We start from the raw sequence: 25,745 nt of genomic DNA on the forward strand, positions 1-25,745 counted from the left end.
ATGTTGCCCAATGACGAACAACTGCAGATCAGCGACGCCGCCCGGCAATTTGCCCAGGAACGTTTGAAACCCTTCGCCGCCGAGTGGGACCGCGAGCATCGTTTTCCCAAGGAGGCCATTGCGCAAATGGCCGAACTGGGCTTTTTCGGCATGCTGGTCCCGGAACAGTGGGGCGGTTGCGACACTGGCTACCTGGCCTACGCCATGGCCCTGGAAGAAATCGCCGCCGGCGACGGTGCCTGCTCCACGATCATGAGCGTGCACAACTCGGTGGGTTGTGTGCCGATCCTCAAGTTTGGCAATGACCAGCAGAAAGAGCAGTTCCTCACGCCCCTGGCCAGTGGCGCCATGCTCGGTGCCTTCGCGCTGACCGAACCCCAGGCAGGCTCCGATGCCAGCAGCCTGAAAACCCGTGCGCGCCTTGAAGGCGACCACTATGTACTCAACGGCTGCAAACAGTTCATCACCTCCGGGCAAAACGCCGGGATCGTGATTGTGTTTGCGGTCACCGACCCCGCCGCAGGCAAGCGTGGGATCAGCGCGTTTATCGTGCCCACCGATTCGCCCGGTTATACCGTGGCACGGGTGGAAGACAAGCTGGGGCAGCATGCCTCGGACACTTGCCAGATCCTGTTTGAAGACGTGAAAGTACCGGTGGCCAACCGTCTGGGCGAGGAGGGCGAGGGCTACAAAATCGCCTTGGCCAACCTGGAAGGTGGCCGCGTGGGCATCGCCTCCCAGTCGGTGGGCATGGCCCGTGCCGCCTTCGAAGCGGCCCGCGACTATGCCCGTGAGCGTGAAAGCTTTGGCAAGCCGTTGGTCGAACACCAGGCCGTGGCCTTTCGCCTGGCCGACATGGCCACCCAGATCGCCGTCGCCCGGCAGATGGTGCATTACGCCGCCGCCCTGCGTGACAGTGGCAAGCCGGCGCTGGTGGAAGCGTCCATGGCCAAGCTGTTTGCGTCCGAAATGGCCGAGAAAGTCTGCTCGGCCGCCTTGCAAACCCTGGGCGGTTACGGTTACCTGAACGACTTTCCCCTGGAGCGGATCTACCGCGATGTGCGGGTCTGCCAGATTTACGAAGGCACCAGCGATATTCAACGCATGGTCATCTCACGCAATCTTTAAGGAGCCGATACATGAGTTACGAAACCATCCTGCTTGACGTCCAGGGCCGTGTGGGGCTGATCACGCTTAACCGCCCCAACGCCCTGAACGCTTTGAATGCACAACTGGTCAGTGAGCTGAACCAGGCGCTGGACAGCCTGGAAGCCAACCCTGAAATTGGCTGCATCGTGCTGACTGGCTCGAAAAAAGCCTTCGCGGCCGGTGCCGACATCAAGGAAATGGCCGAGCTGACCTACCCGCAGATCTACATGGACGACTTGTTCAGCGACAGCGACCGCGTGGCCAACCGCCGCAAGCCGATCATCGCCGCCGTGAATGGCTTCGCCCTGGGCGGCGGCTGCGAACTGGCCTTGATGTGCGACTTTATCCTCGCCGGCGACACTGCCAAGTTCGGCCAGCCGGAAATCAACCTGGGCGTGCTGCCAGGCATGGGCGGCACCCAGCGCCTGACCCGTGCAGTGGGCAAGGCCAAGGCCATGGAGATGTGCTTGACCGGGCGTTTTATCGACGCGGTAGAGGCCGAGCGCTGCGGGATCGTGGCGCGCATCGTGCCCGCCGATGAATTGCTGGAAGAAGCGCTGAAAGTGGCCGCCCTGATCGCCGGTAAATCCGTACCGATCAGCATGATGGTCAAGGAAAGCGTGAACCGTGCGTTTGAAGTCAGCCTGTCCGAAGGCGTGCGCTTTGAGCGCCGGGTGTTCCATGCGGCGTTCGCGACCCAGGACCAGAAAGAAGGCATGGCCGCGTTTGTGGCCAAGCGGGCGCCGCAATTCAAGGATAAGTAACCCCTGCCAAACGCCGCAAAGCAAAGGTGGGAGCTGGCATGCCTGCGATGGCATCGCCTCGGTTTAACTGATGTACCGAGGTGTCTGCATCGCAGGCAAGCCAGCTCCCACAGGGCTTTGGGTCATGCCCATCAGAGCTGGTAGTTTTTCAACTCCCTGGCAATCACCATCCGCTGAATCTCGCTGGTGCCTTCGTAAATCTGCGTGATCCGTGCGTCCCGGTAGTAACGCTCCACCGGGTAATCCTCCAGATACCCATACCCTCCATGAATCTGCATTGCCTTGGAGCAGACCCGCTCGGCCATTTCCGAGGCGAACAGCTTGGCCTGGGAGGCTTCGGACAAGCACGGTTTGCCGGCGGTGCGCAGGCGCGCGGCGTGGAGGATCAGCAGGCGCGCAGCGTTGAGCTGGGTTTGCATGTCGGCCAGCAGGTTGGCCACGCTCTGGTGTTCGATGATTGCCTTGTCGAACTGCACCCGATCACGGGCGTAGGCCAGCGCGGCTTCAAACGCGGCGCGGGCGATGCCCAGGGCCTGGGCGGCGATACCAATGCGGCCGCCTTCCAGGTTGGAGAGGGCGATGGCCAGCCCCTTGCCGCGCTCACCCAGCAGGTTGGCTTCGGGAACCTTGCATTGGTTGAGGGTGACGGCGCAGGTGTCTGACGCACGAATGCCCATCTTGTGCTCGGTGCGGTCGACCACGAAACCTGGGGTGTCGGTCGGCACCAGGAACGCCGAAATGCCTTTCTTGCCCAGTTCCGGGTCGGTCACGGCGAACACGATGGCCAATTTGGCGCGCTTGCCGTTGCTGACGAACTGTTTGGCGCCATTGATGACCCATTGGCCATCACGCAGTTCGGCGCGTGTGCGCAGGTTATGGGCTTCGGAGCCGGCCTGGGGCTCGGTCAGGCAGAAGCAACCGATGGCCTGGCCGCTGGCGAGTTCGGCCAGCCAGGTGTGTTTCTGTTCGGTGGTGCCGTAGTTGAGGATAGGCCCGCAACCGACTGAATTATGGATGCTCATCAAGGCGCCAGTGGCGCCGTCACCGGCGGATATTTCCTCCACGGCCAGGGCGTAGGCCACGTAATCGACATAGGTGCCACCCCATTCTTCCGGGACCACCATGCCCAGCAGGCCCAGCTCCCCCATCTTCGCCACCAGGGCGTCGTCGATCCAGCCGGCTTTTTCCCAGGCTTGGGCGTAGGGGGCGATTTCGCCACGGGCAAAATCCCGCGCCATGTCGCGGATCATCACTTGTTCTTCAGTGTATTCAAGATCTTGCATGGCTTATTTCTCAATCTGCGCGAAGTCGCGGAAGAAGCTCTCCACATGGCTGGCATCCAGCGCATGGAGGGTGGGCGGGTTCCACTTCGGCGTCTTGTCCTTGTCGATGATCAGGGCGCGAACCCCTTCGATCAGGTCGCCGCGCTCGAACCATTGGCGGTCCAGGTGCAGTTCGAGGGCAAAGCAGTGTTCCAGTGGCAGGTGGCGGCCACGGCGCAGCATCTCCAGGGTCACGGCCATGGCCAGGGGCGAGCGGGTCTGCATGAGGTTGGCGGTGGTCAGCGCCCAGTCATGGCTATCGGCCACGGTGACTTGTTGCAGTTGCTCGACGATGCTGGGCACGTCCGGCAACCCGAAAAAGTGGTCAATGGCCGGGCGCAAGGCCGCCAGCGGGGCGTCGGGCAATTGCTGCACGGCCAGCCTGGCAAGTGCGCCTTGCAAGTCCTTGAGGGGAGACTCGCTCCATTGCAGACGGTCGAGCTTCTGATCCAGTTCAACCAGCTTGGCGCTGTCGATGTACCAGTCCGCCAGCCCGCAATACAAGGCATCCGCCGCGCGGATTTGCACGCCGGTCACCCCAAGGTAGGTGCCCAGTTCGCCAGGAATACGCGAGAGGAAATAACTGCCGCCCACATCCGGGAAGTACCCGATGGCCACTTCCGGCATCGCCAGGCGGCTGCGTTCGGTGACCACCCGCAGGTCCGCGCCTTGCACCAGGCCCATGCCACCGCCGAGTACGAAGCCGTCCATCAATGCCAGTACGGGTTTACGGTAATGGTGGATGGCCAGGTCGAGGGCATATTCCTCGACGAAGAAATCCTGATGCAGGGTGTCGCCTTGCTTGAAGCTGTCGTACAGCGAACGGATGTCGCCACCGGCGCAAAAGGCCTTCTCACCGGCGCCGCGCAGGACGACGGCATAGACCTCAGGGTCGTCGGCCCAGACCTGCAAGTGCGCGGCCAATTGGCGGACCATGTTCAGGGTGATGGCGTTAAGGCCTGCGGGGCGGTTGAGGGTGAGGTGGCCGATATGGTTACGCACCTGTGCAAGAACTGCATCCTGCTGGATCTCGGCGTGGCTTGCTTGGGATGAAACCTGAGCAGTCATCTCTAACTCCCTGCTTTTATTGTTCTTTATCAAGACGTTCGCGGGCGAACTCTCTCGTGATCGTACCAGTGCAAATTTGCCTCGTACAACTTGGAATCATGCAGGTCGTTGTTGCATTTATGCAGTGTCGCTCAAACCACCCGGCTGGCCAGAACCTCACCGATACTGCGACGCCGGGCATGGCCCTCGGCGGCGTGGATCAGTTGTTCAAGCTCTGTCGGTTCGACATCGTAGAACTGCTCCATCTCGGCCAACGCTAGCTTGAGGTCGGCTGCCGTGATGCTCGGCTCGCTCACGGCGGTGGCAGTGCCCAGGATAACCGGGGCAGGCTCGGCAAGCCCCTTGGGATAACGCGTGCGCGTGGCATTGTTATAGGCCAGCGCGCAGGCGAGCAGGGCGCCGGCCCCTAGCATCACCGGCGCAAGCTCGTACCAGCCGAGGCCGACCGATGCCGGATCGGCCAGCACCAGGGTCATGGCCAGGCCGCCGGCCGGCGGGTGCAGGCAGCGCAGCCAGCAGATGAGGATCACCGTCATGCCTGCCGCCAGGCAGGCGCTGCCCAAGGTGCGCCCCAGGACGCGGGCGACCAGCAACGCGACGACGCCTGCACACAGGTAACTGCCGATTATCGACCAGGGTTGGGCCAGCGCCCCCGACGACACGGCAAACAGCAATACGGCCGATGCGCCAAGAGGGCCGAGCAGGTGCAGGGCCACCTCCATGCCGAACACCTGGGCACAGGCCCAGACACTGAACAGCGTGCCCAGGGCCATGCCGATGGCTGCACGGCTCCATTCGGCGGGACGGGTGTTGATTGCAGCGGGTAACCAGCGAGCGAGCATTGAAAGACGGTCCATAAACAGCGGGCGAAAAAAAAGGCCTGCCTGGTTTCCCGGAACAGCCCTTTGAAGGTTCCAACATTGGGGGAAGGAACCTGCGCAGTGTGCCGCGCTTGATCTGGTGGCGCCACTGCATATTAATGAACATTGAATGCAAAATAAATGCAGTTAACCGGCTTCGCCATAGGTTATCTGCCCGGTGGACGCGGATGCAGCGGGGTTGATTTTGCCCAGCACGCGACTATGGGTTTCTTCGTTGAACAGGCGCGCTTGCAAGTCTTCGCGCAGCCTGGGGTCGTCGGCCAACGGCCCCTTTAACGCCACCAGTGCGTCACGCAATGCCATCAAACGATCTAGCCTGGGTAAGGGTACGGTTAACAGGTCTTCTCGCACGGCATTGTCCTCTCAATGAAGTAAGCCATCGCGCGCGGGCAGCCTACAACGTCCTTGTTGTGAAGTGCCCTGACCCAAGCGTTTCAGGGCAGTCCTGACGATCGGGTGGTAGATAGTAAGTGCACGTGGCAGCGAGTCTACAGTTGGGCTCCGAGCACCGGAAGGGAAAGTGCACCAGCCATTACGCAAACAAATGTAGGTGTTTTCTTGGTACCTATGATGAAAGTCGCCCACTCGTGGAGGGAGTGGGCGTTCTTCTTACAGTGCAGCCGGAAAAGCACTCAAGGCGTCGAGGCTTTTGCCAAATGCAGCAACACATAGGGGGTTTTGTCGAACGCTGCGGTAAGCGTTGGCGTGATTGAACGCAGGCGCGGATCGTCCAGCGCCTGGAAATCAGCCTGGCTCATGACCAGCCATGCCGGCGCCTGGACCGGTTTCAATTCGGCGGGCAATTGGGTAAACAGCGGAACCTTGTCGCAATCGAAGTTGACCATGAATTTGATGGCTTTCGCGTCTTTGCCCAGTGCGTGCAACACCAGCGGCGCCGGTTGCTGTTGAACCTGCGCCTTGACGGCGAGGCTGAATGTGCGGGTGTCATATACCTGACGCTCCAGGGGTTCAACCACCATGATGTAGGTGGTCCAGAGGGCGAGTACGGCGGCCAAGGCGGGACCGTAGGTGCGCAGCCGCGAGCGGAACAATGCCAGCAGGGCCAGCACCTGTAGCAAGCCAAGCACGACGAAGATCAGCTCAAGGTCGGCCAGCGGTTCCGGGTAGCGCCGCCGCGCCACCACCAAGCCAATGGCCAACAGCGTTGGCAACAGCGTCCAGATGCCCAGCATCAAGGCGCGCAGCCACGCAAACAGTCGCCCTTGTGTGACCGCGAAGGGATACGCGGCAATGATCGCGGCCATCGGCAACATCGGCAGGATATAGCGCGCTTTCTTGGCTTGGGGCACCGACAGCCCCAGCATCACCAACACACCGGCTGCCGCGCAGTAGAGCACCAGCTTCAATGCCGGGTCCGGCGCACGTCGACCGCCCATCAGCACCGCCAGCAGCACCAACAACGCGATTGGATAGGCCAGGGCGTAGTTGCCCAGGGAGCTGGTGAAGTAATACAGCACGCCACCGGAACCTTCGCTGCCATCCATGCGCCCCAGGAACTGCATGCGAATCACGTCATGCATAAAATCTTCGCCGCCGCTGAGCTTGGCCAGCAGCAGCAACAGGCCGACGCACGCCGCCAGCAGCGCCAGTGCCAGCAGGCCGAAGCTGAACAGTTGGCGCCACTGGCGGTTGATCAGGTAGTAGCTGCACAACACGCCCGTAGGGATCACCAGGCCTATCGGGCCGCGAATGGCAAACCCCAGCAGCACCAGCAAAAACACCCAATGCAGGCGCTTGGCTGCGGCGAAATGATCATGGGCGTAGCCCAGGTAGAACACCGCCAACGCCACGGCGGCGAGCATCTGGTCGAGGGAGACTGCACGGGTTTCGCTGATGAACGTACTGCTGAGCAGCAGCATCGCAATACTCAGCAGGCCCCAACGTGGCGAGTAGGGTGCAGTGAGGCGATAGACCAGCCCCACAATCAGCGCCGACGCGACCGCAGTGGGCAGCCACGCCGTCAGGCTGGTGACCTGGCCCAAGGGCACCGACAGCAGCCACGTCAACAGGGTCGACGTCGCCAGGTAATCGGCATACGGCTGACCATAGGTGGTGGGAAAGAAACTCGGCCCGTGACGCAGCATTTCCTGGGCAAACAGCACAAAGCGCGAATCAAAGCCGATGATCGCCTGGTGCCAGTTGCCGACGATAAACAGCACCAGCGCCAAGAGCCCAAGCCCCAGCGACTGGTGGCGGATCGTTGCGCGCTGCGCGGACGGTAAGGCGATGTTCACCTAGCAAGCGTCCTTGACCTGTTCCACCCAGTTTTGCTGGGGGATCGGCAACTCGCAGGAATCGCCGCGGCCGATGGGGAAGTATTTGAAGCCTTTGCGCGCCAGGCGCTCGCCGTCGTACAGGTTACGGCCGTCGAAGATCACCGGGGTTTTCAGGCGCTGGTGAATCAGGTCAAAGTCCGGCGCCTTGAATTGCTGCCATTCGGTGCACACGATCAACGCATCGGCGCCGCCCAAGGTGGATTCCGGGGTGCCCATCAGCATCAGGCGCGGGTCATCGCCGTAGATGCGTTGGGTTTCCTGCATGGCTTCAGGGTCAAAGGCGCGCACATTGGCGCCCGCAGCCCACAGCGCTTCCATCAGCACGCGGCTGGGGGCATCACGCATGTCATCGGTGTTGGGCTTGAAGGCCAGGCCCCACAGGGCAAACGTCTTGCCCTTGAGGTTGCCCTGGAAGAACGCGTTGATGCGCTCGAACAACTTGCTCTTCTGGCGCTGGTTGATGGCTTCCACGGCTTCGAGCAGGTCGCTGGAGCAGTTGGCCTGCTTGGCGCTGTGGATCAGGGCGCGCATGTCTTTGGGGAAGCACGAGCCGCCATAACCGCAGCCGGGGTAGATAAAGTGGTAGCCGATGCGTGAGTCGGCACCGATGCCCAGGCGCACCGACTCAATGTCGGCACCCAGGTGTTCAGCCAACTCGGCGATCTGGTTGATGAAGCTGATCTTGGTGGCCAGCATGCAGTTGGCGGCGTACTTGGTCAGTTCTGCGCTGCGCAGGTCCATGAAGATGATGCGGTCGTGGTTGCGGTTGAACGGTGCGTAAAGGTCGCGCATCACGTCGCGCACCTCTTCACGCTCGCAGCCGATGATGATCCGGTCCGGGCGGCGGCAGTCGGCAACGGCGGAGCCTTCCTTGAGGAATTCCGGGTTGGAGACGATATCGAACTGCAGCTCACGGCCGGCGGCACGCAGGTTATTGAGGATGTGGTCACGCAACGTGTCGCCGGTGCCTACCGGTACGGTGGATTTCTCCACCAGGATCACCGGCGCCACGCGATGGCGGGCAACTGCATCACCCACCGACAGCACGTATTTCAAGTCGGCCGAACCGTCTTCATCCGACGGCGTGCCCACAGCAATAAACAAGACTTCACCGTGCTCGACGGCGAGTTTTTCGTCGTGGGTAAAGCGCAGGCGTCCGCTTTCCAGGTTGTCCTTGACCATGGCTGCCAGGCCCGGCTCGAAGATGGTCACATGCCCCTTCTGCAGCGACTCGACTTTGTGCTTGTCAACGTCCATGCAAATGACATCGTGACCGACTTCGGCTAATACCGTGGCCTGAACCAGACCAACGTAACCACTACCAAATACACTGATTTTCATGGGGTATTCCTGGGACTTGAGGTGCTAGCACGACGAGAGTTGATAACCAGTACGCCGAGGATGACCAAGGCCACCCCCAGGGTTTTTGAAAGCGAAAAATTTTCGTTGAACACCGGCAGGCTGGCGGCCAGCAAATACACCAGCGCGTAACTGATGCTGAGCAGCGAATAGGCGCGGCCCAGGGGTAAGTGCTTCAGTGCGCCGAGCCAGCACAGCATCGACAGCGCATAGGCGATGATCGCCAGGATCACCACGCCCAGGGCGCCGAGGTCGATGCTGTTATCCGTGAAGGCAGCCAGCCATTGGGTGGGCAGCGGCAGGCGCGTCATGCTCCAGCGCATGCCCAATTGGGCGCCACTCACCAGACCGACACTGCCCAGGGCCAGGGCGAAACCCCGCATGCGGCTCATACCTGGCGCCCCAGCAAGACCACGCCGGCAATCACCAGCCCCACACCCAGCCAATGACGGGCATCAATGGGTTCGTGAAACACAAAGCGCGCCATCAGCGTGACCAGCACAAAATTCAGGCTGAGCATGGGGTAGGCAATGCCGACTTCCAGGCGCTGCAACACCAGCAGCCACACCAGCAAGCCCACGCCTAGGCACACCAGCGCCGACCACAACCACGGCGAGCGCAGTTTCGGTACCCAGCCGTCCGGCACGCCGCGCCAGCTCTCCACGGCGAATTTTTGCGAGACCTGGCCCATGCAGGTGAGCAGGCAGGCCGTGAGCAGTAGCAGCAGGGTGATCATGGCGCGACCTGCGGGAAAATCAGGATCACGATCTTGCCTTGCGCATAACGCTTGCCGTCAGTAGGCAGCAGCGCGAGTTCTTCCTTTTCGCCGGTGCTATTGACGCGCATCACCACGCCCACCGCACCGGTACGACGGGTTTCGGCCATCCACGTCTGGATGCGGTTACGGTCGACCAGACGCGGGGCCGTGTCCTCGTAAGCCAGGCCGTACTTGACCTCACCCGAGGTGTTGTACAGCGTGATATCCGGGCGTTTGAGGCGCCAGGACAGCGCCGACGCGGCGCCCAGGTCGTTGCTCAGCAGGGCAACGCTGGGCTGCAACTCGTCGATGTGATCAATGATGAACTGGTCCGGGGTCTTGTTGTAAACCACCGAATGGGGCAACGCCGCAGGCACCAGCAGCACCAGAAATCCACTGCCGATCAGCGGCGTGGCCCACAATGCCAAGGGGCGTGCTGCTTGCAGCAGATTGACCACGATCCAGCCGAACAAAAAGATGAACACCAGCACCAGGCTGACGGTTTCCTCACCCGGTTCGTAGACCGGCTTCTTCAACTGGAACCAGCTGAGGGCCAGCAACACCAGCACACCCATCACCAGGTTCAACCAGCCATTGATGCGCAGCACACGGCCGCGACCTTGAGCCAGTTTGTCGCTCAGGGCCGAGCCCATCAGCAAGGCCAGGGGGAGCATGCACGGCATGATGTAGGAGGGCAGCTTGCCTTTGGCCAGGCTGAAAAAGGCCAGGGGCATCAACAGCCACAGTAGCAGGAACGCGGTTTTCGGCACGCGCCGCTGCAGCCAGGCCTGCTTGAGCGCGGACGGCAACAGCGCGACCCACGGCAGTGCGAACCCTACCAGCAGCGGCAGGTAATACCAGAAGGGTTCGGCGTGCTGGGCGTCTTCACCGGCAAAGCGTTGGATGTGCTCGTGCCAGAAAAAGAAATGCCAGTAGTCCGGCTCTTGCAGGTGCACAGCCAACGCCCACGGCACGCTGACAGCAATCGCCACCACCACGGCAACAGGGCCAAATTTGCACAACTCGACAAAACGTTTTTGCCAGACGGCGTAGGGCAGGGCGACCAGTACCGGCAGCAACCAGGCCAGAAAGCCCTTGGTCATGAAGCCCATGCCGCATGCCAGGCCCAGCAAGGCCCAGGACCACAAGCGCGCACGCCGCGTGGTGCTGTCGAAACAGAACCACAAGGCCACGCCCGTCAGGTTGACCCAGAAGGTGAACTGCGGGTCCAGGTTGGCATAGCCGCCCAGCGCGGCCACGCTGACGAAGCTCATGTAGAGCAACGTGCTGACCAGGCTTTTTTGCGGATCATTCCACAACCGACGAGAGACCAGGTACACCAGCAAAATGCTCAAACCGGTGCTCAACGCCGAGGCAAACCGCACGCCGAACAGGTTCTGCCCGAAGATCGCCTGGCCCAGCGCGATCATCCAATAGCCTGCGGCGGGCTTTTCGAAGTAGCGAATGCCCATGAAGTGCGGCGCGGCCCACTTGCCGGTCAGCAGCATCTCCTGGCTGATTTGCGCATAGCGGGTCTCATCGGGAATCCACAGGCCATGGGTGGCCAACGGCAGCAGGTAGAACACGGCGAACGCCAGCAGGAGCAGGGGCAAAGCCCAGCGGCGGATCATGCCTGCTGCACTCCCAGCCAACCCTCGCGGCCGCTCAAGGCGCCGCGCACCAGCTGTTGCTGGGGCAGGGTGGTCACATCCGCGGGCAACAGCTCGCCCAAGGGTTTGAACTCGATGCCGCGCTGCCCGGCCTGGGCGAGCAACTGGCGAAAATCATTGGCCATCAGAATCCCTTCTACTTCCGCGTGGATCGTGTAGACGTTCAGCTTTGACGCGTTGAACCGATCAAGAATGAAGCGGTTGAAATCGTTGGCAGCCACCGCCGGCCCGACGACTTCGTCGAAGGTCGGCAGGTCTACCGGAATTTGTGGGGTGCCCGCGCTGCCATCGGCCAGGGTTGGTCGAAACAGACTGGAGCCCCGGCAATCGCTGTTGTAGCGAAAGTTGAAGCCTTGCTTGGCTTGCACCACACGCTCATCGGCACGCCAGCCGGCGGCCGCTGAACAGTCGATGCGCTCGCCGAGAATGTCGCTCAAGGTGTCTACGCCGCGTCGAATCTGCTCGACCAGTTGTGCCTCGCTCCAACGCCCGGTGTTGGCCTGCCAGCCATGGTGGTCCCAGGCGTGCAGGCCGACTTCATGCCCGGCCGCCTTGGCCTGGCGCATCAAATGCCCCAGGTCTCGGCCAATCGGCTTGCCTGGCCAGGCAGTGCCGGCCAACAAGATGTCCCAGCCATACAGGCCGGCCGCGTTGGAGCGCAGCATCTTCCACAAAAACTGCGGGCGGATCAGGCGCCACAAGTGACGCCCCATATTGTCCGGCCCGACACTGAAGAAGAACGTCGCCTTGACCCCGGCTTCGGCCAGGGAGTCGAGCAACCGCGGCACACCTTCACGGGTGCCGCGGTAGGTGTCGACGTCGATGCGAAGACCTGCCTGCATTACTTTTTATCCGCAATTTCAAGCATGGCTTCACGCAGGAAGAAATCGAGCGTGTTGCCGATGGTTTCGCTCATCTCTACGCTCGGCTCCCAGTTCAGCAGGCGCTTGGCGTTGTCGATGCTCGGCTTGCGGTGCGCCACGTCCTGGTAGCCTGTGCCGTAGAACGCCTTGCTCTCGACGTCGCGGAAACCGGCGAACGGCGGGAAGTTGTGGCGCAGTGGGTGAGCCTCGAACTGACGCAGCAGTTCTTCGCCCAACTGGCGAATGCTGGCTTCGTTTTCGGGGTTGCCGATGTTGATGATCTGCCCGTCGCAGACGCCATTGTCGTTATCAATGATGCGCGCCAGGGCTTCGATGCCGTCGGCAATGTCGGTGAAGCAACGCTTCTGCTCACCGCCGTCGAACAGACGGATCGGCGTGCCTTCCACCAGGTTCAGGATCAGCTGGGTAATGGCGCGGGAGCTGCCGATACGCGCCGAGTCCAGGCGGTCCAGGCGCGGGCCCATCCAGTTGAATGGCCGGAACAGGGTGAACTTCAGGCCCTTGTCGCCGTAGGCCCAGATCACGCGGTCCAGCAGTTGCTTGGAGACGGAGTAGATCCAGCGTTGCTTGTTGACCGGGCCCACTACCAGGTTGGAGGTGTCTTCGTCGAAATACTGGTCTTGGCACATGCCATAGACTTCGGAGGTCGACGGGAAAATCACGCGCTTGTTGTACTTGACGCAGTAGCGCACCAGCTTGAGGTTTTCTTCGAAGTCCAGTTCGAATACGCGCAGCGGGTTACGGGTGTATTCGATCGGCGTGGCGATGGCCACCAGCGGCAGCACCACGTCGCATTTCTTGATGTGGTACTCGATCCATTCGGTGTGGATGCTGATGTCGCCTTCCACGTAATGGAAGTTGGGGTGGCTGCGCAGGCGCTCGATGGCGTCTGAGCCGATGTCCAGGCCATAGACTTCGTAGCGGTCGTCACGCAGCAGGCGCTCGGACAGGTGGTTACCGATAAAACCGTTCACGCCCAGGATCAGCACACGGGTACGGCGCGGCTTGCGGCCCGACTCGGCGCCGCGCAGCACGGAACCGTCTACCAGGCCCAACTCATCGGCCAGGGACGGGCCGGCCAGGTACAGGCCGTTTTCGTTGCGCTGGCCGAACTTGACCACCAGGGAATCTTCACCGCAGGCAATGCGCAGCGGGTTGACGCTGATTACACGGCCAGGCGCCAGACCTTCGTTGCCCTTGACCACGTCGGCTTGCCACACGATCAGCTTGTGCTCGCCCACGGCGCAGAAGGCGCCCGGGTACGGCTGGGTCACTGCGCGTACCAGGTTGAACAGTTGCTCGGCAGGTTTTTTCCAGTCCAGCTTGCCATCGGCGGCGGTGCGACGACCGAAGTAGGTGGCTTTGCTGTCATCCTGGGCGGTTTCGATCAGCTTGCCCTGGGCCAGCTGTGGCAGGGCATCACGCAGCAGCGCCGTGGCCGCCTCACGCAGCTTGGCGTGCAGGCTCAGGCCGGTATCGGTGCGCTCGATGGTGACTTTCTGCTGGGCCAGGATGGCGCCGGCATCGGCACGCTTGACCATGCGATGCAGGGTCACGCCGGTTTCGGTTTCGCCGTTGACCAGCACCCAGTTGGCCGGGGCGCGGCCACGGTACTTGGGCAGCAACGAGCCGTGCAGGTTGAACGCGCCTTTGCGGGCGGTGGCCAACAGCGGCTCGCTCAGCAGGTTGCGGTAGTAGAACGAGAAGATGTACTCCGGGTTCAGCTTGGCGATGCGTTCGATCCACAGCGGGTGGTTGGCGTCTTCCGGTGCATGCACCGGGATGCCATTGCGGGCGCAGAGTTGGGCGACGGAACCGTAGAAGTTGTTTTCCTTGGGGTCATCGGCATGGGTGAATACGGCGGCAATGTCGTAACCGGCGCTGAGCAGCGCTTCAATGCCTGCGCAGCCAATATCGTGGTAGGCGAATACAACAGCTTTTGAACTCATGACTGGACCTGATCCGAAGAAGAAGTAGAAGTATGGGAAGACACCAGGCCGTCGACCACGACGACTGGAGCCGGTGCTGCCGGTTGGTTGCGCAGCACTTTTTCAATAAAGAAGCGTGGGCGGGCGCGGACATCGCTGTACATGCGGCCCAGGTATTCGCCCAAAAGACCCATGCCGATGAACTGGCCACCGGTGAACACAAACAGCACCGCAAACAGCACGAACAGGCCATCACCGGCCCAGTCGGCGCCGAAGGCCAGGCGCATGACGATCAGGGCAAAGGCAAACAGCACGCCCAGTGCCGCCAGGCTGAAACCGACGATGGACAGCAGGCGCAAGGGCGTGGTGGTCATGCAGGTCAGCAGGTCGAACATCAGGCTGATCAGGCGCATGGCGCTGTATTTGGATTCGCCGTGCTCACGTTCGGCGTGGTGCACCAGGATTTCCGTGGTGTGGCGGGCGAAGCCGTTGGCCAGGATAGGAATGAACGTGCTGCGCTCACGGCAGGCGAGCATGGCGTCGACGATGGTGCGGCGGTAGGCGCGCAACATGCAGCCGTAGTCGGTCATGGCCACGCCGGTAGAGCGCTGCACGGCAAGGTTGATCAAGCGCGAGGGCCAGCGGCGGAAGGCCGAGTCCTGGCGGTTATTACGCACGGTGGCGACCACGTCGTAGCCCAGGGCGGCTTGCTCGACCAGGCGCGGGATTTCTTCCGGCGGGTTCTGCAGGTCGGCGTCAAGGGTGATCACCACTTCGCCACGGCACTGTTCAAAGCCGGCCATGATCGCCGCGTGCTGGCCGTAGTTGCGGTTAAGGATCACCGCCACCACATTGCTGCCGTCTTCGGCGGCGGCGTCTTCGAGCAGTTGGGCCGAATTGTCGCGGCTACCGTCATCCACCAGGATGATTTCGTATTCGTAAGCCAATTGCTTGCAGGCTGCCGTGGTGCGGCGCAGCAACTCAGGCAGGCTTTCTTGTTCGTTGTAGACCGGGATAACGATCGACACGCAATGAATAGGGTAGGGTTTCAAAGATTCATGACCTCGGGCTAAAGCGACTTCAAGCGTGAAAACGGCAGCGTTCATTGGGCAAAACTACAGCCCCGCAGATTACAAAACGGGGCTAAAGATGATGCGTTTTCAATAGGTTAGTCGATAATCCACGGATTGCTCTCAAGTGTTGCCTACAAGGTTAAGCGCAAAAATGTGCAACGAATATGAAAGGCGGATGAAAAACTCGTTTATTTGACAGGCAGACAGCTAGGGTTCAGCTAAGTAATCAAGGCGTTACATGTAGGTCTCACAGGGCGACATCGGAGCTTCATACAAGACGCTTGGTTCAATCTGAGCGAGGCGATCAGCCCAATGTTTGCCCTTCAACAATCTTCTCTGCATTGGCGCTCAAGTGCCGGTAAAGTAAGCCCTCTCTTGCCAGGGTACTCGGATGAATAGCGTGCAGCTTTTACGCGGCCAGTTGCGGCCAGCGCTGATGGGATTGTTGATGACGGTGGCCTGTGTCACCAGCGTGCGGGCTGATCAGGGCGTCGCGCTGACCCCACTGGACCAGGTGCCGGACGGGGTGGAAGTGCGCGGCAAGCAGGTCGCCGCCTATACCTGGGATGACCGCCAAGGCAAAAACCTGCTGGTACTCGCCGAGCAAGTCGGTGAGCGCGATGACGATGGTACCCAGTCGGCCTTTGTCTACGCGGCGCAATACGTGCTGGGAGGCGAGCGCCCCAAGCGCGTGTGGATGCTGTACGACGATGTACAGCACTGCGAATTCGACGCCGGGCTGCGCTTTGACCGGGCTGCCACCAAGGTCACCGACCTGCTGGGCGACGGCAATACCCAGGCTACAGTCGGTTATTCGCGGGCCTGCACCAGTGATGTCAGCCCCAACGAATTCAAGCTGATCATGCATGCCGGCAAGTCCGAGAAGTATCGTCTGCGCGGCCTCGACCGCGTGGGCGCAAGTTGGTGGGATGAGGACGCGGGCGCCTTGCGCGGTATGCCACTGCCTACTGACTGCAGCGTCGTAGCGCAGCAAGCGTTGGTGAGCCAGTACAAGGAGCAGGGCACCGAACTGCCCCTGCCAGGCTGCTATGGCGACGAGAAGGACTTTGCCAAAGCGCCGGACAGTTACCTCGCTTTTATGCGCCAGCAGTGGTTCGCGCTGATGCAGCAACAGGACGCCGACTGGAGCCAGTCCCAGGCCCAGCCCCAGGCAGCCAGTGAGGACGACGATACAGCCCCGTGATTTTGTGCCAGGGCCGCTCCTGGGTTAGACTCGGCCTTCGCCAACCCACTAAATACATCGACTAATCAAATAGTTGGTCGATGTATTTAATCCAAAGGCTGATCTACCTTGACCGAGTCCATTCGCAACCCGCTGACCCTTTACCTCACCCGCCTGGCGCCTTCCAGCCAGTTGACCATGCGCTACGTGCTGCAGGATGCCGCCGACCGCCTGGGTTTCGAAGATCTCAACCTCGAAGAGATTGACTGGCACCTGCTGCAGCCCGAACACGTCATCGCACTGGTGGCTGCCTTGCGCGAGGACGGCTTAGCGCCGAACACTTCGTCGCTGTATGTGAATGCGGTGCGCGGGGTCATGAATGAAGCGTGGCGCATGAGCTTGATCAGCCAGGACCACCTGTTGAAGATGCGCTCGGTCAAGGCCACGCCCGGTACGCGCCTGGGCCAGGGCCGCAATCTGCGCCGCACCTTGATCCGCGAGATGCTCGACGTCTGCGCCGCCGACCCTCGGCCTCAGGGCCTGCGGGATGCCGCAGTGATCGGTCTGTTATATGGCTCGGGCATGCGCAAGTCGGAGTCGGTGAACCTGGACCTGGCACAGATCAACTTTGACGAGCGCAGCTTGCGCGTGATCGGCAAGGGCAACAAAGAGCTGGTCAAGTACGCGCCGGACTGGGCGTTTGCCAAGCTGCAGGCCTGGCTGGCGTTCCGCCGCGAGCACCTCAAGGAAGGCGAGCAGGACGACAGCTTCTTGTTCAACCGTATCCGGCGAGGCAGCCATATCACCCGGGAACGCATCACCAAGCATGCGATTTACTACATCGCGCGCCAGCGCGGCGATCAAGTGGGGGTCAAGATCATGCCCCATGATTTCCGTCGTTCGTTTATCACGCGGGTGATCGAGGAGCATGATTTGTCGATTGCGCAGAAACTGGCGCATCACACCAATATCCAGACCACCGCCAGCTATGACGTGCGTGACGACAATGAGCGGCGGCGGGCGGTGGATCGATTTGATTTGTAGGCTTGTGGATACACCACGATTCAAATGTGGGAGCTGGCTTGCCTGCGAAGAGGGCCTCACAGGCAACCAGAATGTTGAATCTGCCTGCTCCTCTGCTCAGGAGGAAGGCGGGACGCTTGGAACCAGGTGAGCCGGCAAGCGCCGCAACGTCCACAAGGTGGTCAGCATCGCGGCAAGCGCACACAGCGCAATGCCGATCAACATCGGCGCCGGTGTATGGTCGGCAAAGATCCCCACCAAGGTCATCGCCACAGCCGCCGTGACCATCTGGATCGCGCCCAGCAGTGCAGACGCAGAACCCGCCACCGCACCATGATCCTCCAGCGACAGTACCCCGGCCGCCGGCAATAGCAGGCCAAGAAAGCCAAAACCGATAAACAACAGCCCCATCATCAAGCCCAGGCTGTCACCCCACAGTGTAGTAGCCGCCAGCAAGCTCATGACCGCCGCCACGCCCACCACCGACCAGCGAATCAACGGCGCCAGGCCAAAGCGGGCGCTGAGGCGGGCGGTCAATTGGCTCATGGCAAAAAACGAAGCCGCGTTGAGCGCAAAGCACAGGCTGAACTGGGTCGGTGTCAGGCCAAAAAATTCGATGTACACGAAGGGCGCGCTGCCGATGAACACGAAAAAGGTGGCCAGGCCAAACCCGCACACCACCGACAAACCCGTAAAGACCGGGTCGCGGAGGAGGGCGCCATAACTGCCGAACGCCTGGCCCAGTGTCTTGCCCAGGCGGCGCTCGGCCGGGTGGGTTTCTGGCAGTTGTACGGCGGTCATCACCAGACACAGCACGGCCACCACCGCCAACACGGCAAACACTTCGCGCCAGCTCCAGATCGAAATCACCAGGCTACCGGCCAGCGGCGCGAGGATCGGCGAAACACTCATCACCAGCATCAACAAAGCCATCAGACGCGCCGCTTCATGGCCGGTATACAGGTCACGGACAATCGCCCGTGGGATCACCATGCCCGCACAAGCACCGAACGCCTGCACCGCACGAAAACCAATCAACACTTCGATGGTCGGTGCCAGCGCGCAGCCGACGCTGCCAATGGCAAAGATCACCAAACCCGCATAAATCGGTGGTTTACGCCCGAACACGTCGCTGAGGGGGCCGTAGAACAACTGGCACACGCCGATAATCATGAAGAACACCGTCAAACTCATCTGCACGGCCGCCGGCGAGGCCTGGAGGCTGGCGCCCAGGGTCGGCAGCGCCGGCAGGTAGATGTCGATGGCAAACGGGCCGACGGCGGTGATCAAGCCCAGCAACAGGGCGAGGCGGGCGATACGTTGAGGCATTTGGCAGATCCAGGTAGAGCAACGGACGGTCAGCTTAAGGGAACCGCGCAGATCCGCAAACTTAGGCTTCACTAACAAGCAACAGCTGCCGATACAGCTAGCAACGACACTGAAACGGTTGGGCTCCCAACCGGCGGTCCTGGCACGGGGTACCACTATGACGATCAAATTACGCTTGGTGCTGTTGATTGCGACCGGGTTGCTCACCGCTTTGATCATGAGCCTGGCTGGCTACCTGGGCAATACGCGGATGGCCGATGCGGTACAGGACAACGACGTCAGCATGACGGTACTGCGCAACCACATGGAAGCCGACATGATGCACGACGCCCTGCGTGCGGATGTACTGTCGGCGATGTTGGTCGGGCTGGGCAAAAGCACCAGTACGCCGGCCGAGGTCAACAGCTCGATCAAGGAGCATGCCGAGCACTTTCGCGAGGTGCTGGCGGACAATCTCAAGCTGCCGTTGGACGCCTCGATCAAGGCCAGCCTGGAAAAAATCAAACCCAGCCTGGACACCTACATCAGTGCCGGCGAGCGCATCGTCGCGCTGGCCCTGGACAATCCCGAGGCCGCACGAGGCGAACTGCAGACCTTCAATGCCGCGTTCAGCCAGTTGGAAGAACAAATGGCGGCGTTGAGCGAACTGATCGAAAACAATACCCAACTCACCAGCACCGGTACCCGGCAAACCATCAGTAACGCTAACTGGACCTTGATTATTGTATTGGGGGCGAGCCTGCTGTTGCTGCTGGCACAAGGACGTTGGGTGACCCTGAGCATCATGGGGCCGTTGCGCACCGCCAGCCGTATTGCCCAGAGCATTGCCCATGGCAACCTGAGCGAGCCGATTGCCGAACCCAAGAATCAGGACGAAGCCAGTGCACTGATTCGCAGCCTGGCGACGATGCAGCGGGATTTGCGCGGCATGATCGAAGTGGTTCGCAGCAACGCCCACGGCGTCAATGGCATGAGCGAGCGCCTCAGCCAGGGTTGCCATGAAGTGGCAGGCAGCAGCCAGCAACAAAGCGTCGCCGCCAGCACCATGGCCGCCGCCGCGAGCGAAATGACAGCCAGCATCGAAGAAATCACCCGTCACGCCCAACGTGCCCTGGACATGGCCAGCCAGGCTGAAACCCTGGCCAAGGACGGCGGCCGGGTTATCCACCAGGTGGTCAGCGACATGGATGGCATCGCCCGTTCTGCCCAACAGTCAGCCCAAGTGATCCGCACGCTGGACAAGGAGTCCGAGGCGATCTACAGCATTATCCAGGTGATCAAGGGGATTGCCGACCAGACCAACCTGCTGGCCCTGAACGCCGCCATCGAAGCCGCTCGCGCCGGTGAACAAGGGCGCGGCTTTGCGGTCGTGGCCGACGAAGTGCGCAGCCTGGCCGGACGCACCAGCGCCTCCACCCAGGAAATCGCCAGCATGGTCGGGAGTATCCAGCAGAACACCCGTGAAGCGGTGATCAGCATGGAGGAGGGCGTTGCCCAAGTGGACAAGGGCATGGCGGTGACTGCCGAGGTGGAGCGCGCCATTCGCGAGATCCTCCAGGCTACGCTGAGTACCACTGAATTGGTCAACGATATTTCACGCACGATTAGTGAGCAGAGCCTGGCCAGTAATGAGATCGCTCATCAGGTGGAGAGAATTGCGGGGATGTCGGAAAGTAACAGTCGGGTGATTGGCGAGACGGCGTCGACGACGGATGAATTGTCGAGTTTGGCGGGGAAGCTTTCGCAGTCGGTGGATCGGTTTAGGCTTTGATCTGGGGTAACAGCTTATAACTCAACTAAATAGTCATTTAGTTTAGTTATGTATAAAGGATATTAAAAAGGAGAAGGGTAGCTCATCAGATGACCTAGGGGTAGGTCATCATTGCTCGTTATCTTCCAAATTTGAACGTTATCTCTCAGGCAATTGATGCTACGTACGAACTGGAGTCAGAATTATCGTGCCGTTAGGTTTTACTTCCAGGTCGAGTTTGTCACCGTTGGCCACCTTAATGGTCGACAGAAGATCGACACTCAGTGGAATGATCAAATCGCCAGTTCCATCGGCGGTATCCTGGCATTTGACTCTCCAGTTTTTACTTTTAGCTTTGGGTTTTGGATTCACTTTTTCCTCCAGGGAATCACGTACCTAAATGCGAATTGACGCAGATACAAAAGCGCGAAAGCCGCCGATATATTCACTATAAAGGGCAATGGATTATGGACTATGAGCGTTTGCCGAGTACCTGGGTTATCGAAGAAGCGCGTACTTTTTTGAGGGCCGCACAGATCCTCGAACAATTTGCCTCAAATGGCGATTCCAATCTCTACTGGCCAGCCGTGATGAATTCCGCGCTTGCGTCTGAGCTGCTTCTTAAGTCATTCCTTGTTGAGGCTGACCCTAGATTTCCAAGGTCTGAATATGATCCTGAAGGACATTTGCGTTTGGTCGCCGGCTTGCCTGGAAACAGGCATGGCCTGATCGATCTGTACAACGCCATTCCTATTGAGATGGCCAACCAGCTGCGTGAAACGTCAGAGAGATTGGCTCCAGAATTCCAACTGGAAAAATGGATCACAGCTTGCTCCAAGCTTTTCGTTGGCACTCGATATCCATATGAAGCGAATTCGGTTCAAGGCATTGACTTGGATATGTTGAAGCTCGCGCCGCACCTAGATCAGGTGTTGGAGGAAATGACCCGTGAAGTCCCCAGAACTAAAGTATTGACATTTTTACCACCTAAAAATAGCAAAAAAAACAGATCGTTAGCAAAATCTAGCATCGGCGTGGTGCCAAGATATGAAAAGAAATTAGTCCCGGCTTTGGAAGTGATTATTTTTCTAAGAATGCGTAGGAACTAAATTACTGTCGGTGCTGCAGCAACACTATAGGAGCCCGAACGCCGGCTTAAAGGGGAGTTCATTACCCACTGCGTATAGGTCACAGAGGCTATTGTTGGATGGATGGCTACAAGTGTGGCCACCCAATCTGAGTTTGCCTCCTTCGACCTCAGTAAATACAGATTATGAAAAGGGTGACGTATTTGACCAAGGGCCGTTTTGTCCCGGTCAGTGTGTTATTGGGTTTGGTGATAACGCGTTAATCACGAGCAAAAATTACGCGCACCAATTTGCTTATTTTTTAATTGGGTCTCGCTGAAAAGGTAAGGGGCTTTGCCTATTTCTTATAGGTCAGCATACGAGGGGGGATCTCAGGTTGACAATCTCTAAAATGCGGAAGCTCTGAATATTTAATACACTACACGTATGCATATGATAGGACTGCAAGCCGTTGCATTAATACGATACTAAACACGTAGCTGTAATAATTTGAAGAATACCTATTTGACCGCAGGCTGACTTGGTTTGTAGAGCCACTATATGGCAATTAAGCGATAGAAATTTATGATTAATTGATATAACAAGAAAAATATTCTGGGGGTAGATTAAAGCCTAATGAAAACGGAGAGCTGGTATGGCTTCGGGCAAGCAATCTCTCAAGCAAGCGCATAGGAAGCGAATTATTCGAGAGGTAAGAGCGCGCGGTCACAGTAATAGAAATCTATGGTATGTGTACAGCGTCAAGCTAAAACAGGACTTGGTGTTGTCTTCTGATCTAGCGTTAGTCTACTGGCTAGTATTTCTTGAGATTAATCTAGATGTGGTGTCATTTCGGCAGTCTGAGGGAAGCGAAACTTTTGATTTTTTAGTGCAAAAAAGATCAGGAGATCTAGTTGAAGTTGAACTCTCGAACTTGGGTGAGCCTGCGGATAACAGTAGTGAGAAAAGTGTTCGAGTTCCATCAGTGCAAGTTATGAAGGAGGCGCCTTTCGCGATAAAAATTATGAAAGCTTTGGCATTTGCCGCGGCTATCAGATCGCTCGATTGTGTAGCAGCTTCGAATGCCATACGTGCAATTGAGGTGTCGCTTGGGGAGGGGGACATAAAGAGTGTACTTTCGAAGGCTCCGCTTGTCGCACCTCCGATAGTTTGCGGTGTTTTAGTACGTCACTTTATCGCGGGGCATATCGAAATTGATTTTGCGGGTAAACCCTCATTCGGGTATCACACCCAATGGAAATGTCGGTCATGACTACGATAAATAATGAGACTAACAATTGGGTCGAAAGCTTAAGCAAGCGAGCGATAGCGCTAGGCACTTTTCATGACTGGCCAAAGCCTGAATTGGTGGGATTGACTGACCAAGAGATAGAGAAATTTCAGCTAAAGTTTTTGGCAATGAAACTCTACTGTGAAGGCCTACCATTAAACAGCATCGTTGCTGCAACAGGTATAAATAGGCAGTGTATAAATTATTACGCGTCACGGTGCATGCAGTTGGCTCCTGACGGCTTATGTTGGGGATGCCGCGCACTGTTGCCGTATTTGCATACAAAGAAGTATAGCAGATCCAAGCAAGCGGCTCCAAAACTTCCTGAAGCTCAAGGCGGGTACTCTGGGCTCTTGGGCGCAGTCTTAAAAAAGTATCCAGATTTAGAGAGTAGATTTATTAGGAAAGTTCTTTCTTATTCAGATCCGGAGTCTGAAAGCGAGTATGCCATCAGTTCAAAAACACTACATAAGATATTTCTTGCTTCGCTTAAGGAGTTCGGTGTTAAGGAAGATGAATGGCCGTTTAATACTTTGTATCAAGGGCAGCGTACGATATATGATTACATTAAAAATATAAGAGAAAGCAATTTTAGTCGCATGATTCGCCTTGAAGGGACGCGCGAGGCGAAAGCACATATGGCGGTCGGAAAGGGACCAAGACCTGGATTGGTCTACACTGAACCATTCGAAGCTGTTGAGATTGATGGTTATAAAATTGATTGTCACTCTTCAGTTTTAATGAAGGCGCCGAATGGAACTTATATCCCCAAAAGGATTAGCCGGATATGGGTCGTACTCATGATTGATTGTGCATCGGGGGCGGTGCTGTCCTATAAGTGTGTTTTTCGATCAGAGATTTCAGCTACGGACGTGGTTGATGTCATGCGTTATTCTGTTGTAGGGCAGCAAAAACCAGAGCCCGGTATTGAAGGACTGATATATCCCGAAGGCAGCGGATTGCCTAATGACGTTATTCCGCAGTGTAAAGGAGCCTTATTTACGGTTGTAAAATTCGATGGGGCACTGGCTCACCTATCGGTAAAAGTTACAAATGCTGCAAGAAAAGAGTTGGGCTATTTCTGGACGGTTGGTGCACCTGCGCACTTTGAAAGGCGACCATGTGTAGAGCATGTATTTGGCTTGCTCTCCAATAATGTATTTTGCCGACTTTTAAGTACGACGGGCCACGGCCCTAACAATGGGCGTGCGGAAAACTGTGAGGAAGTTGCGACGCAAGCCCCGATTCTTGTTGAGCATTTGCTTCATCTACTTGATGTTGAAATAGCTCAGCATAATACAAGGATGAGTGAAGGCCTGTTTTTCTTGTCACCGTTAGACTTTATCAGGCAAAAACTGGAGAAAGATCACCAGCACTTCATGGTGAGAACGTTACCGGATGCCAGTGCTATGGGGGATACTATATTGCAGATGAAAAAAACAGTTAATGTTCGAGGTAGCAAAAAAAATGGCCGCCATCCTTATATTCAATTTATGAAAGTTCGTTACACGTCAAGCTATTTGCACGATGCGTGGGCAATGATTGGATCGAAGGTCGTACTGCACATTGATGAAAACGACTTAAGATTTGTAACAGCATTCACGATGGAAGGTTTTTTGCTTGGAAAGCTTGTTGCAGTTGGAAAATGGGCAGATACCAAGCATGATTTGCGAACCCGTAAAGCCATCAACTCAAAGGTGGCGGATAGAACGTTGCAAGTCAGCTTTGAACAAGATCCAGTTCTAGCTTATCTGGCTTTTTTAAGTAAGTCGAAGAGCAAAAAATCCATAGCTATTTCGGCCGACTCGGCAACCGAGGCGAAGCGTGTAGCGAGTGAGGCGGGAGCGCCATTAGTAGTTTCCGGATCCGCTAATAATTCAATTCCGGCGCTGGAAGGGAAACCGTTGGAGTTTTCGGACTCATTAATCATTGGTAGAAAGATTCCTGACCTGAATGAACTGCTCAGAAAAAGAAGGCTAAAATAATGGAATCCAAACAAGAGTTTGATAGGGAGGCTTATTTAGAGAGTCACCCGATTGTAAGTACTTTTTACACGCTGATTACGCCGATGATCGAAAAGGTCTATTCCATTTTTCGAGAAAGAGTATTCTCAAGACATACTGGGACCTTCTTGTATGCTCAGCCGAGAATGGGTAAGACAAGGTGCGCTAATGCCGTTAGAGACCTACTGGCCACCGAATTTCCAAAAAAATATGTCCTGTATCATACAGCAGATGGAAACAAGTCAGCTCACTTGACTCGCGATTTGGTTTTTGGAGCAGGGTTGTACAAAAATCCAAAAGAGTCATACAGCGCTTTGATTGAAAAATTTATCCTTCATGTACGTGTTGAAGTGGAATCAAGAGGTGGTAGGCACTTTGTAATAATTATTGATGAAAATCAACTTTTGTCGATAGACAGTTGGAATGAGTTACTTGTCATTCATAATCGTTTGGAGGAGCATGGCATTAGCATGACGACGCTAGGATTCGGACAGGAGGAGATACTTCAAAGAAGAAATTTATTATTCGGTGTTGGAGCAACCAACTTAGTGGCTCGGTTTTTAAGTGAGCCAATTCATTTTGACGGATGTTTGTCAGAAGCTGATTTCGAAAGCATACTCAATGAGTACGATTTGAATAAAGAATATCCGCTTGACTCGGGGTGCACATATACCGATTTCTTTTTGCCTAAGGCCTTTGCAGCAAATTTCCGATTGACCAGTTACAAAAAACTTATTTGGGCCGAGTTAATGAATGTAGCAGGGGAAAATGGCCCCCGCGTATTACCTCTTGAACATATTTTCCGCGTTATCGAAAGGATTTTAATGCGTTCCCGCCATATGGATAGCTCAGAGTTTCAAGTCACGGAAGGGATTGTTAAGGAGGCAGTGGGCGCAAGTTTAATCGCTGAATTTGTATCGTTGATGCGACAGGCAGAAAGGAAGTAG

General features: G+C 57.7%; 23 protein-coding genes and 1 pseudogene. 10 read left to right on the forward strand and 14 right to left on the reverse strand.

What is annotated here, in order from left to right:
* On the forward strand, positions 1–1,128 hold the full coding sequence (locus RHM69_RS04595; RefSeq protein ID WP_019817058.1) for an acyl-CoA dehydrogenase: 1,128 nt from the start codon (positions 1–3) through the stop codon (positions 1,126–1,128).
* An 11-nt stretch (positions 1,129–1,139) separates the two neighbouring features.
* The gene (locus RHM69_RS04600; protein ID WP_014718474.1) at positions 1,140–1,913 is read left to right on the forward strand and encodes an enoyl-CoA hydratase; all 774 of its coding nucleotides are present in this window, start codon (positions 1,140–1,142) and stop codon (positions 1,911–1,913) included.
* Positions 1,914–2,044: 131 nt separating this feature from the next.
* Here RHM69_RS04600 and RHM69_RS04605 read toward each other — a convergent pair whose 3' ends face one another.
* The 12 genes from RHM69_RS04605 to arnC form a co-directional block, all read right to left on the reverse strand.
* The gene (locus RHM69_RS04605) at positions 2,045–3,196 is read right to left on the reverse strand and encodes an acyl-CoA dehydrogenase family protein (RefSeq protein ID WP_014718473.1); all 1,152 of its coding nucleotides are present in this window, start codon (positions 3,194–3,196) and stop codon (positions 2,045–2,047) included.
* 3 nt (positions 3,197–3,199) lie between these two features.
* Complete coding sequence (locus RHM69_RS04610) at positions 3,200–4,303, reverse strand: enoyl-CoA hydratase/isomerase family protein (RefSeq protein ID WP_014718472.1); 1,104 nt, start codon at positions 4,301–4,303, stop codon at positions 3,200–3,202.
* A 131-nt stretch (positions 4,304–4,434) separates the two neighbouring features.
* On the reverse strand, positions 4,435–5,145 hold the full coding sequence (locus tag RHM69_RS04615) for an HPP family protein (protein ID WP_019817055.1): 711 nt from the start codon (positions 5,143–5,145) through the stop codon (positions 4,435–4,437).
* Positions 5,146–5,310: 165 nt separating this feature from the next.
* On the reverse strand, positions 5,311–5,523 hold the full coding sequence (locus RHM69_RS04620; RefSeq protein ID WP_267911848.1) for a type VI secretion system contractile sheath small subunit: 213 nt from the start codon (positions 5,521–5,523) through the stop codon (positions 5,311–5,313).
* A 293-nt stretch (positions 5,524–5,816) separates the two neighbouring features.
* Entirely contained in the window at positions 5,817–7,439 is a 1,623-nt protein-coding gene (locus tag RHM69_RS04625) for an ArnT family glycosyltransferase (protein WP_200645925.1), read from the reverse strand.
* Positions 7,440–8,822 carry a UDP-glucose dehydrogenase family protein gene (locus RHM69_RS04630; protein ID WP_014718468.1) on the reverse strand — a complete coding sequence of 461 codons (1,383 nt, stop codon included), beginning with the start codon at positions 8,820–8,822 and terminating at the stop codon, positions 7,440–7,442.
* Positions 8,819–9,232 carry a 4-amino-4-deoxy-L-arabinose-phosphoundecaprenol flippase subunit ArnF gene (arnF, locus tag RHM69_RS04635; RefSeq protein ID WP_058409910.1) on the reverse strand — a complete coding sequence of 138 codons (414 nt, stop codon included), beginning with the start codon at positions 9,230–9,232 and terminating at the stop codon, positions 8,819–8,821. Before arnF ends, RHM69_RS04630 begins: the two co-directional genes overlap by 4 nt.
* The gene (arnE, locus tag RHM69_RS04640) at positions 9,229–9,576 is read right to left on the reverse strand and encodes a 4-amino-4-deoxy-L-arabinose-phosphoundecaprenol flippase subunit ArnE (protein ID WP_038450156.1); all 348 of its coding nucleotides are present in this window, start codon (positions 9,574–9,576) and stop codon (positions 9,229–9,231) included. Before arnE ends, arnF begins: the two co-directional genes overlap by 4 nt.
* Positions 9,573–11,228, reverse strand: coding sequence for a lipid IV(A) 4-amino-4-deoxy-L-arabinosyltransferase (gene arnT, locus RHM69_RS04645; RefSeq protein ID WP_038450154.1), 1,656 nt, complete (start codon positions 11,226–11,228; stop codon positions 9,573–9,575). The genes arnE and arnT overlap by 4 nt, the downstream gene beginning before the upstream one ends.
* Complete coding sequence (gene arnD, locus RHM69_RS04650) at positions 11,225–12,109, reverse strand: 4-deoxy-4-formamido-L-arabinose-phosphoundecaprenol deformylase (RefSeq protein WP_038450152.1); 885 nt, start codon at positions 12,107–12,109, stop codon at positions 11,225–11,227. The genes arnT and arnD overlap by 4 nt, the downstream gene beginning before the upstream one ends.
* Positions 12,109–14,100, reverse strand: a complete 1,992-nt coding sequence (arnA, locus tag RHM69_RS04655; protein WP_038450150.1) for a bifunctional UDP-4-amino-4-deoxy-L-arabinose formyltransferase/UDP-glucuronic acid oxidase ArnA — start codon at positions 14,098–14,100, stop codon at positions 12,109–12,111. The genes arnD and arnA overlap by 1 nt, the downstream gene beginning before the upstream one ends.
* Complete coding sequence (gene arnC, locus RHM69_RS04660; RefSeq protein WP_003191219.1) at positions 14,097–15,131, reverse strand: undecaprenyl-phosphate 4-deoxy-4-formamido-L-arabinose transferase; 1,035 nt, start codon at positions 15,129–15,131, stop codon at positions 14,097–14,099. Before arnC ends, arnA begins: the two co-directional genes overlap by 4 nt.
* 412 nt (positions 15,132–15,543) lie before the next feature.
* Here arnC and RHM69_RS04665 point away from each other — a divergent pair, with 412 nt between their 5' ends.
* Both RHM69_RS04665 and RHM69_RS04670 read left to right on the forward strand, forming a co-directional pair.
* The gene (locus tag RHM69_RS04665) at positions 15,544–16,356 is read left to right on the forward strand and encodes a M949_RS01915 family surface polysaccharide biosynthesis protein (RefSeq protein WP_032902545.1); all 813 of its coding nucleotides are present in this window, start codon (positions 15,544–15,546) and stop codon (positions 16,354–16,356) included.
* 108 nt (positions 16,357–16,464) lie between these two features.
* A complete protein-coding gene (locus RHM69_RS04670) occupies positions 16,465–17,379 on the forward strand; it encodes a site-specific integrase (protein WP_019817050.1) in 915 nt (304 codons plus the stop codon).
* Between the two features lie 96 nt (positions 17,380–17,475).
* On the opposite strand, the gene RHM69_RS04675 is transcribed toward RHM69_RS04670, so the two are convergent.
* The gene (locus RHM69_RS04675; protein WP_200599170.1) at positions 17,476–18,687 is read right to left on the reverse strand and encodes a multidrug effflux MFS transporter; all 1,212 of its coding nucleotides are present in this window, start codon (positions 18,685–18,687) and stop codon (positions 17,476–17,478) included.
* Positions 18,688–18,844: 157 nt separating this feature from the next.
* Between RHM69_RS04675 and RHM69_RS31030 the strand changes: the two are divergent.
* Both RHM69_RS31030 and RHM69_RS31035 read left to right on the forward strand, forming a co-directional pair.
* Positions 18,845–19,600 (forward strand): annotated as a pseudogene (locus tag RHM69_RS31030) (MCP four helix bundle domain-containing protein); the annotation flags it as partial.
* Between the two features lie 132 nt (positions 19,601–19,732).
* Positions 19,733–20,458, forward strand: coding sequence for a methyl-accepting chemotaxis protein (locus tag RHM69_RS31035; protein WP_370712708.1), 726 nt, complete (start codon positions 19,733–19,735; stop codon positions 20,456–20,458).
* A 159-nt stretch (positions 20,459–20,617) separates the two neighbouring features.
* Here RHM69_RS31035 and RHM69_RS04685 read toward each other — a convergent pair whose 3' ends face one another.
* Positions 20,618–20,809: a hypothetical protein gene (locus RHM69_RS04685; RefSeq protein WP_082239759.1), complete on the reverse strand. Its 192-nt coding sequence runs from the start codon at positions 20,807–20,809 to the stop codon at positions 20,618–20,620.
* Between the two features lie 95 nt (positions 20,810–20,904).
* Here RHM69_RS04685 and RHM69_RS04690 point away from each other — a divergent pair, with 95 nt between their 5' ends.
* The 4 genes from RHM69_RS04690 (at position 20,905) to RHM69_RS04705 (ending at position 25,745) form a co-directional block, all read left to right on the forward strand.
* Positions 20,905–21,546: a hypothetical protein gene (locus RHM69_RS04690; protein ID WP_322255481.1), complete on the forward strand. Its 642-nt coding sequence runs from the start codon at positions 20,905–20,907 to the stop codon at positions 21,544–21,546.
* A 613-nt stretch (positions 21,547–22,159) separates the two neighbouring features.
* Entirely contained in the window at positions 22,160–22,777 is a 618-nt protein-coding gene (locus RHM69_RS04695; RefSeq protein ID WP_019817046.1) for a hypothetical protein, read from the forward strand.
* A complete protein-coding gene (locus tag RHM69_RS04700) occupies positions 22,774–24,780 on the forward strand; it encodes a hypothetical protein (RefSeq protein ID WP_019817045.1) in 2,007 nt (668 codons plus the stop codon). Before RHM69_RS04695 ends, RHM69_RS04700 begins: the two co-directional genes overlap by 4 nt.
* The gene (locus RHM69_RS04705; RefSeq protein ID WP_019817044.1) at positions 24,780–25,745 is read left to right on the forward strand and encodes an ATP-binding protein; all 966 of its coding nucleotides are present in this window, start codon (positions 24,780–24,782) and stop codon (positions 25,743–25,745) included. Before RHM69_RS04700 ends, RHM69_RS04705 begins: the two co-directional genes overlap by 1 nt.

This window comes from Pseudomonas sp. CCI1.1, from assembly GCF_034348165.1.
Classification (GTDB): domain Bacteria; phylum Pseudomonadota; class Gammaproteobacteria; order Pseudomonadales; family Pseudomonadaceae; genus Aquipseudomonas; species Aquipseudomonas paracarnis.

Bases quoted from the DNA above. Each gene is read 5' to 3' on its own strand.
- RHM69_RS04595 (WP_019817058.1), top strand. From the start codon at position 1: ATGTTGCCCAATGACGAACAACTGCAGATCAGCGACGCCGCCCGGCAA.
- RHM69_RS04600 (WP_014718474.1), top strand. From the start codon at position 1,140: ATGAGTTACGAAACCATCCTGCTTGACGTCCAGGGCCGTGTGGGGCTG.
- RHM69_RS04605 (WP_014718473.1), bottom strand. From the start codon at position 3,196: ATGCAAGATCTTGAATACACTGAAGAACAAGTGATGATCCGCGACATG.
- RHM69_RS04610 (WP_014718472.1), bottom strand. From the start codon at position 4,303: ATGACTGCTCAGGTTTCATCCCAAGCAAGCCACGCCGAGATCCAGCAG.
- RHM69_RS04615 (WP_019817055.1), bottom strand. From the start codon at position 5,145: ATGCTCGCTCGCTGGTTACCCGCTGCAATCAACACCCGTCCCGCCGAA.
- RHM69_RS04630 (WP_014718468.1), bottom strand. From the start codon at position 8,822: ATGAAAATCAGTGTATTTGGTAGTGGTTACGTTGGTCTGGTTCAGGCC.
- arnF (WP_058409910.1), bottom strand. From the start codon at position 9,232: ATGAGCCGCATGCGGGGTTTCGCCCTGGCCCTGGGCAGTGTCGGTCTG.
- arnE (WP_038450156.1), bottom strand. From the start codon at position 9,576: ATGATCACCCTGCTGCTACTGCTCACGGCCTGCCTGCTCACCTGCATG.
- arnT (WP_038450154.1), bottom strand. From the start codon at position 11,228: ATGATCCGCCGCTGGGCTTTGCCCCTGCTCCTGCTGGCGTTCGCCGTG.
- arnD (WP_038450152.1), bottom strand. From the start codon at position 12,109: ATGCAGGCAGGTCTTCGCATCGACGTCGACACCTACCGCGGCACCCGT.
- arnA (WP_038450150.1), bottom strand. From the start codon at position 14,100: ATGAGTTCAAAAGCTGTTGTATTCGCCTACCACGATATTGGCTGCGCA.
- RHM69_RS04665 (WP_032902545.1), top strand. From the start codon at position 15,544: ATGAATAGCGTGCAGCTTTTACGCGGCCAGTTGCGGCCAGCGCTGATG.
- RHM69_RS04675 (WP_200599170.1), bottom strand. From the start codon at position 18,687: ATGCCTCAACGTATCGCCCGCCTCGCCCTGTTGCTGGGCTTGATCACC.
- RHM69_RS31035 (WP_370712708.1), top strand. From the start codon at position 19,733: ATGGCCGCCGCCGCGAGCGAAATGACAGCCAGCATCGAAGAAATCACC.
- RHM69_RS04690 (WP_322255481.1), top strand. From the start codon at position 20,905: ATGGACTATGAGCGTTTGCCGAGTACCTGGGTTATCGAAGAAGCGCGT.
- RHM69_RS04695 (WP_019817046.1), top strand. From the start codon at position 22,160: ATGGCTTCGGGCAAGCAATCTCTCAAGCAAGCGCATAGGAAGCGAATT.
- RHM69_RS04700 (WP_019817045.1), top strand. From the start codon at position 22,774: ATGACTACGATAAATAATGAGACTAACAATTGGGTCGAAAGCTTAAGC.
- RHM69_RS04705 (WP_019817044.1), top strand. From the start codon at position 24,780: ATGGAATCCAAACAAGAGTTTGATAGGGAGGCTTATTTAGAGAGTCAC.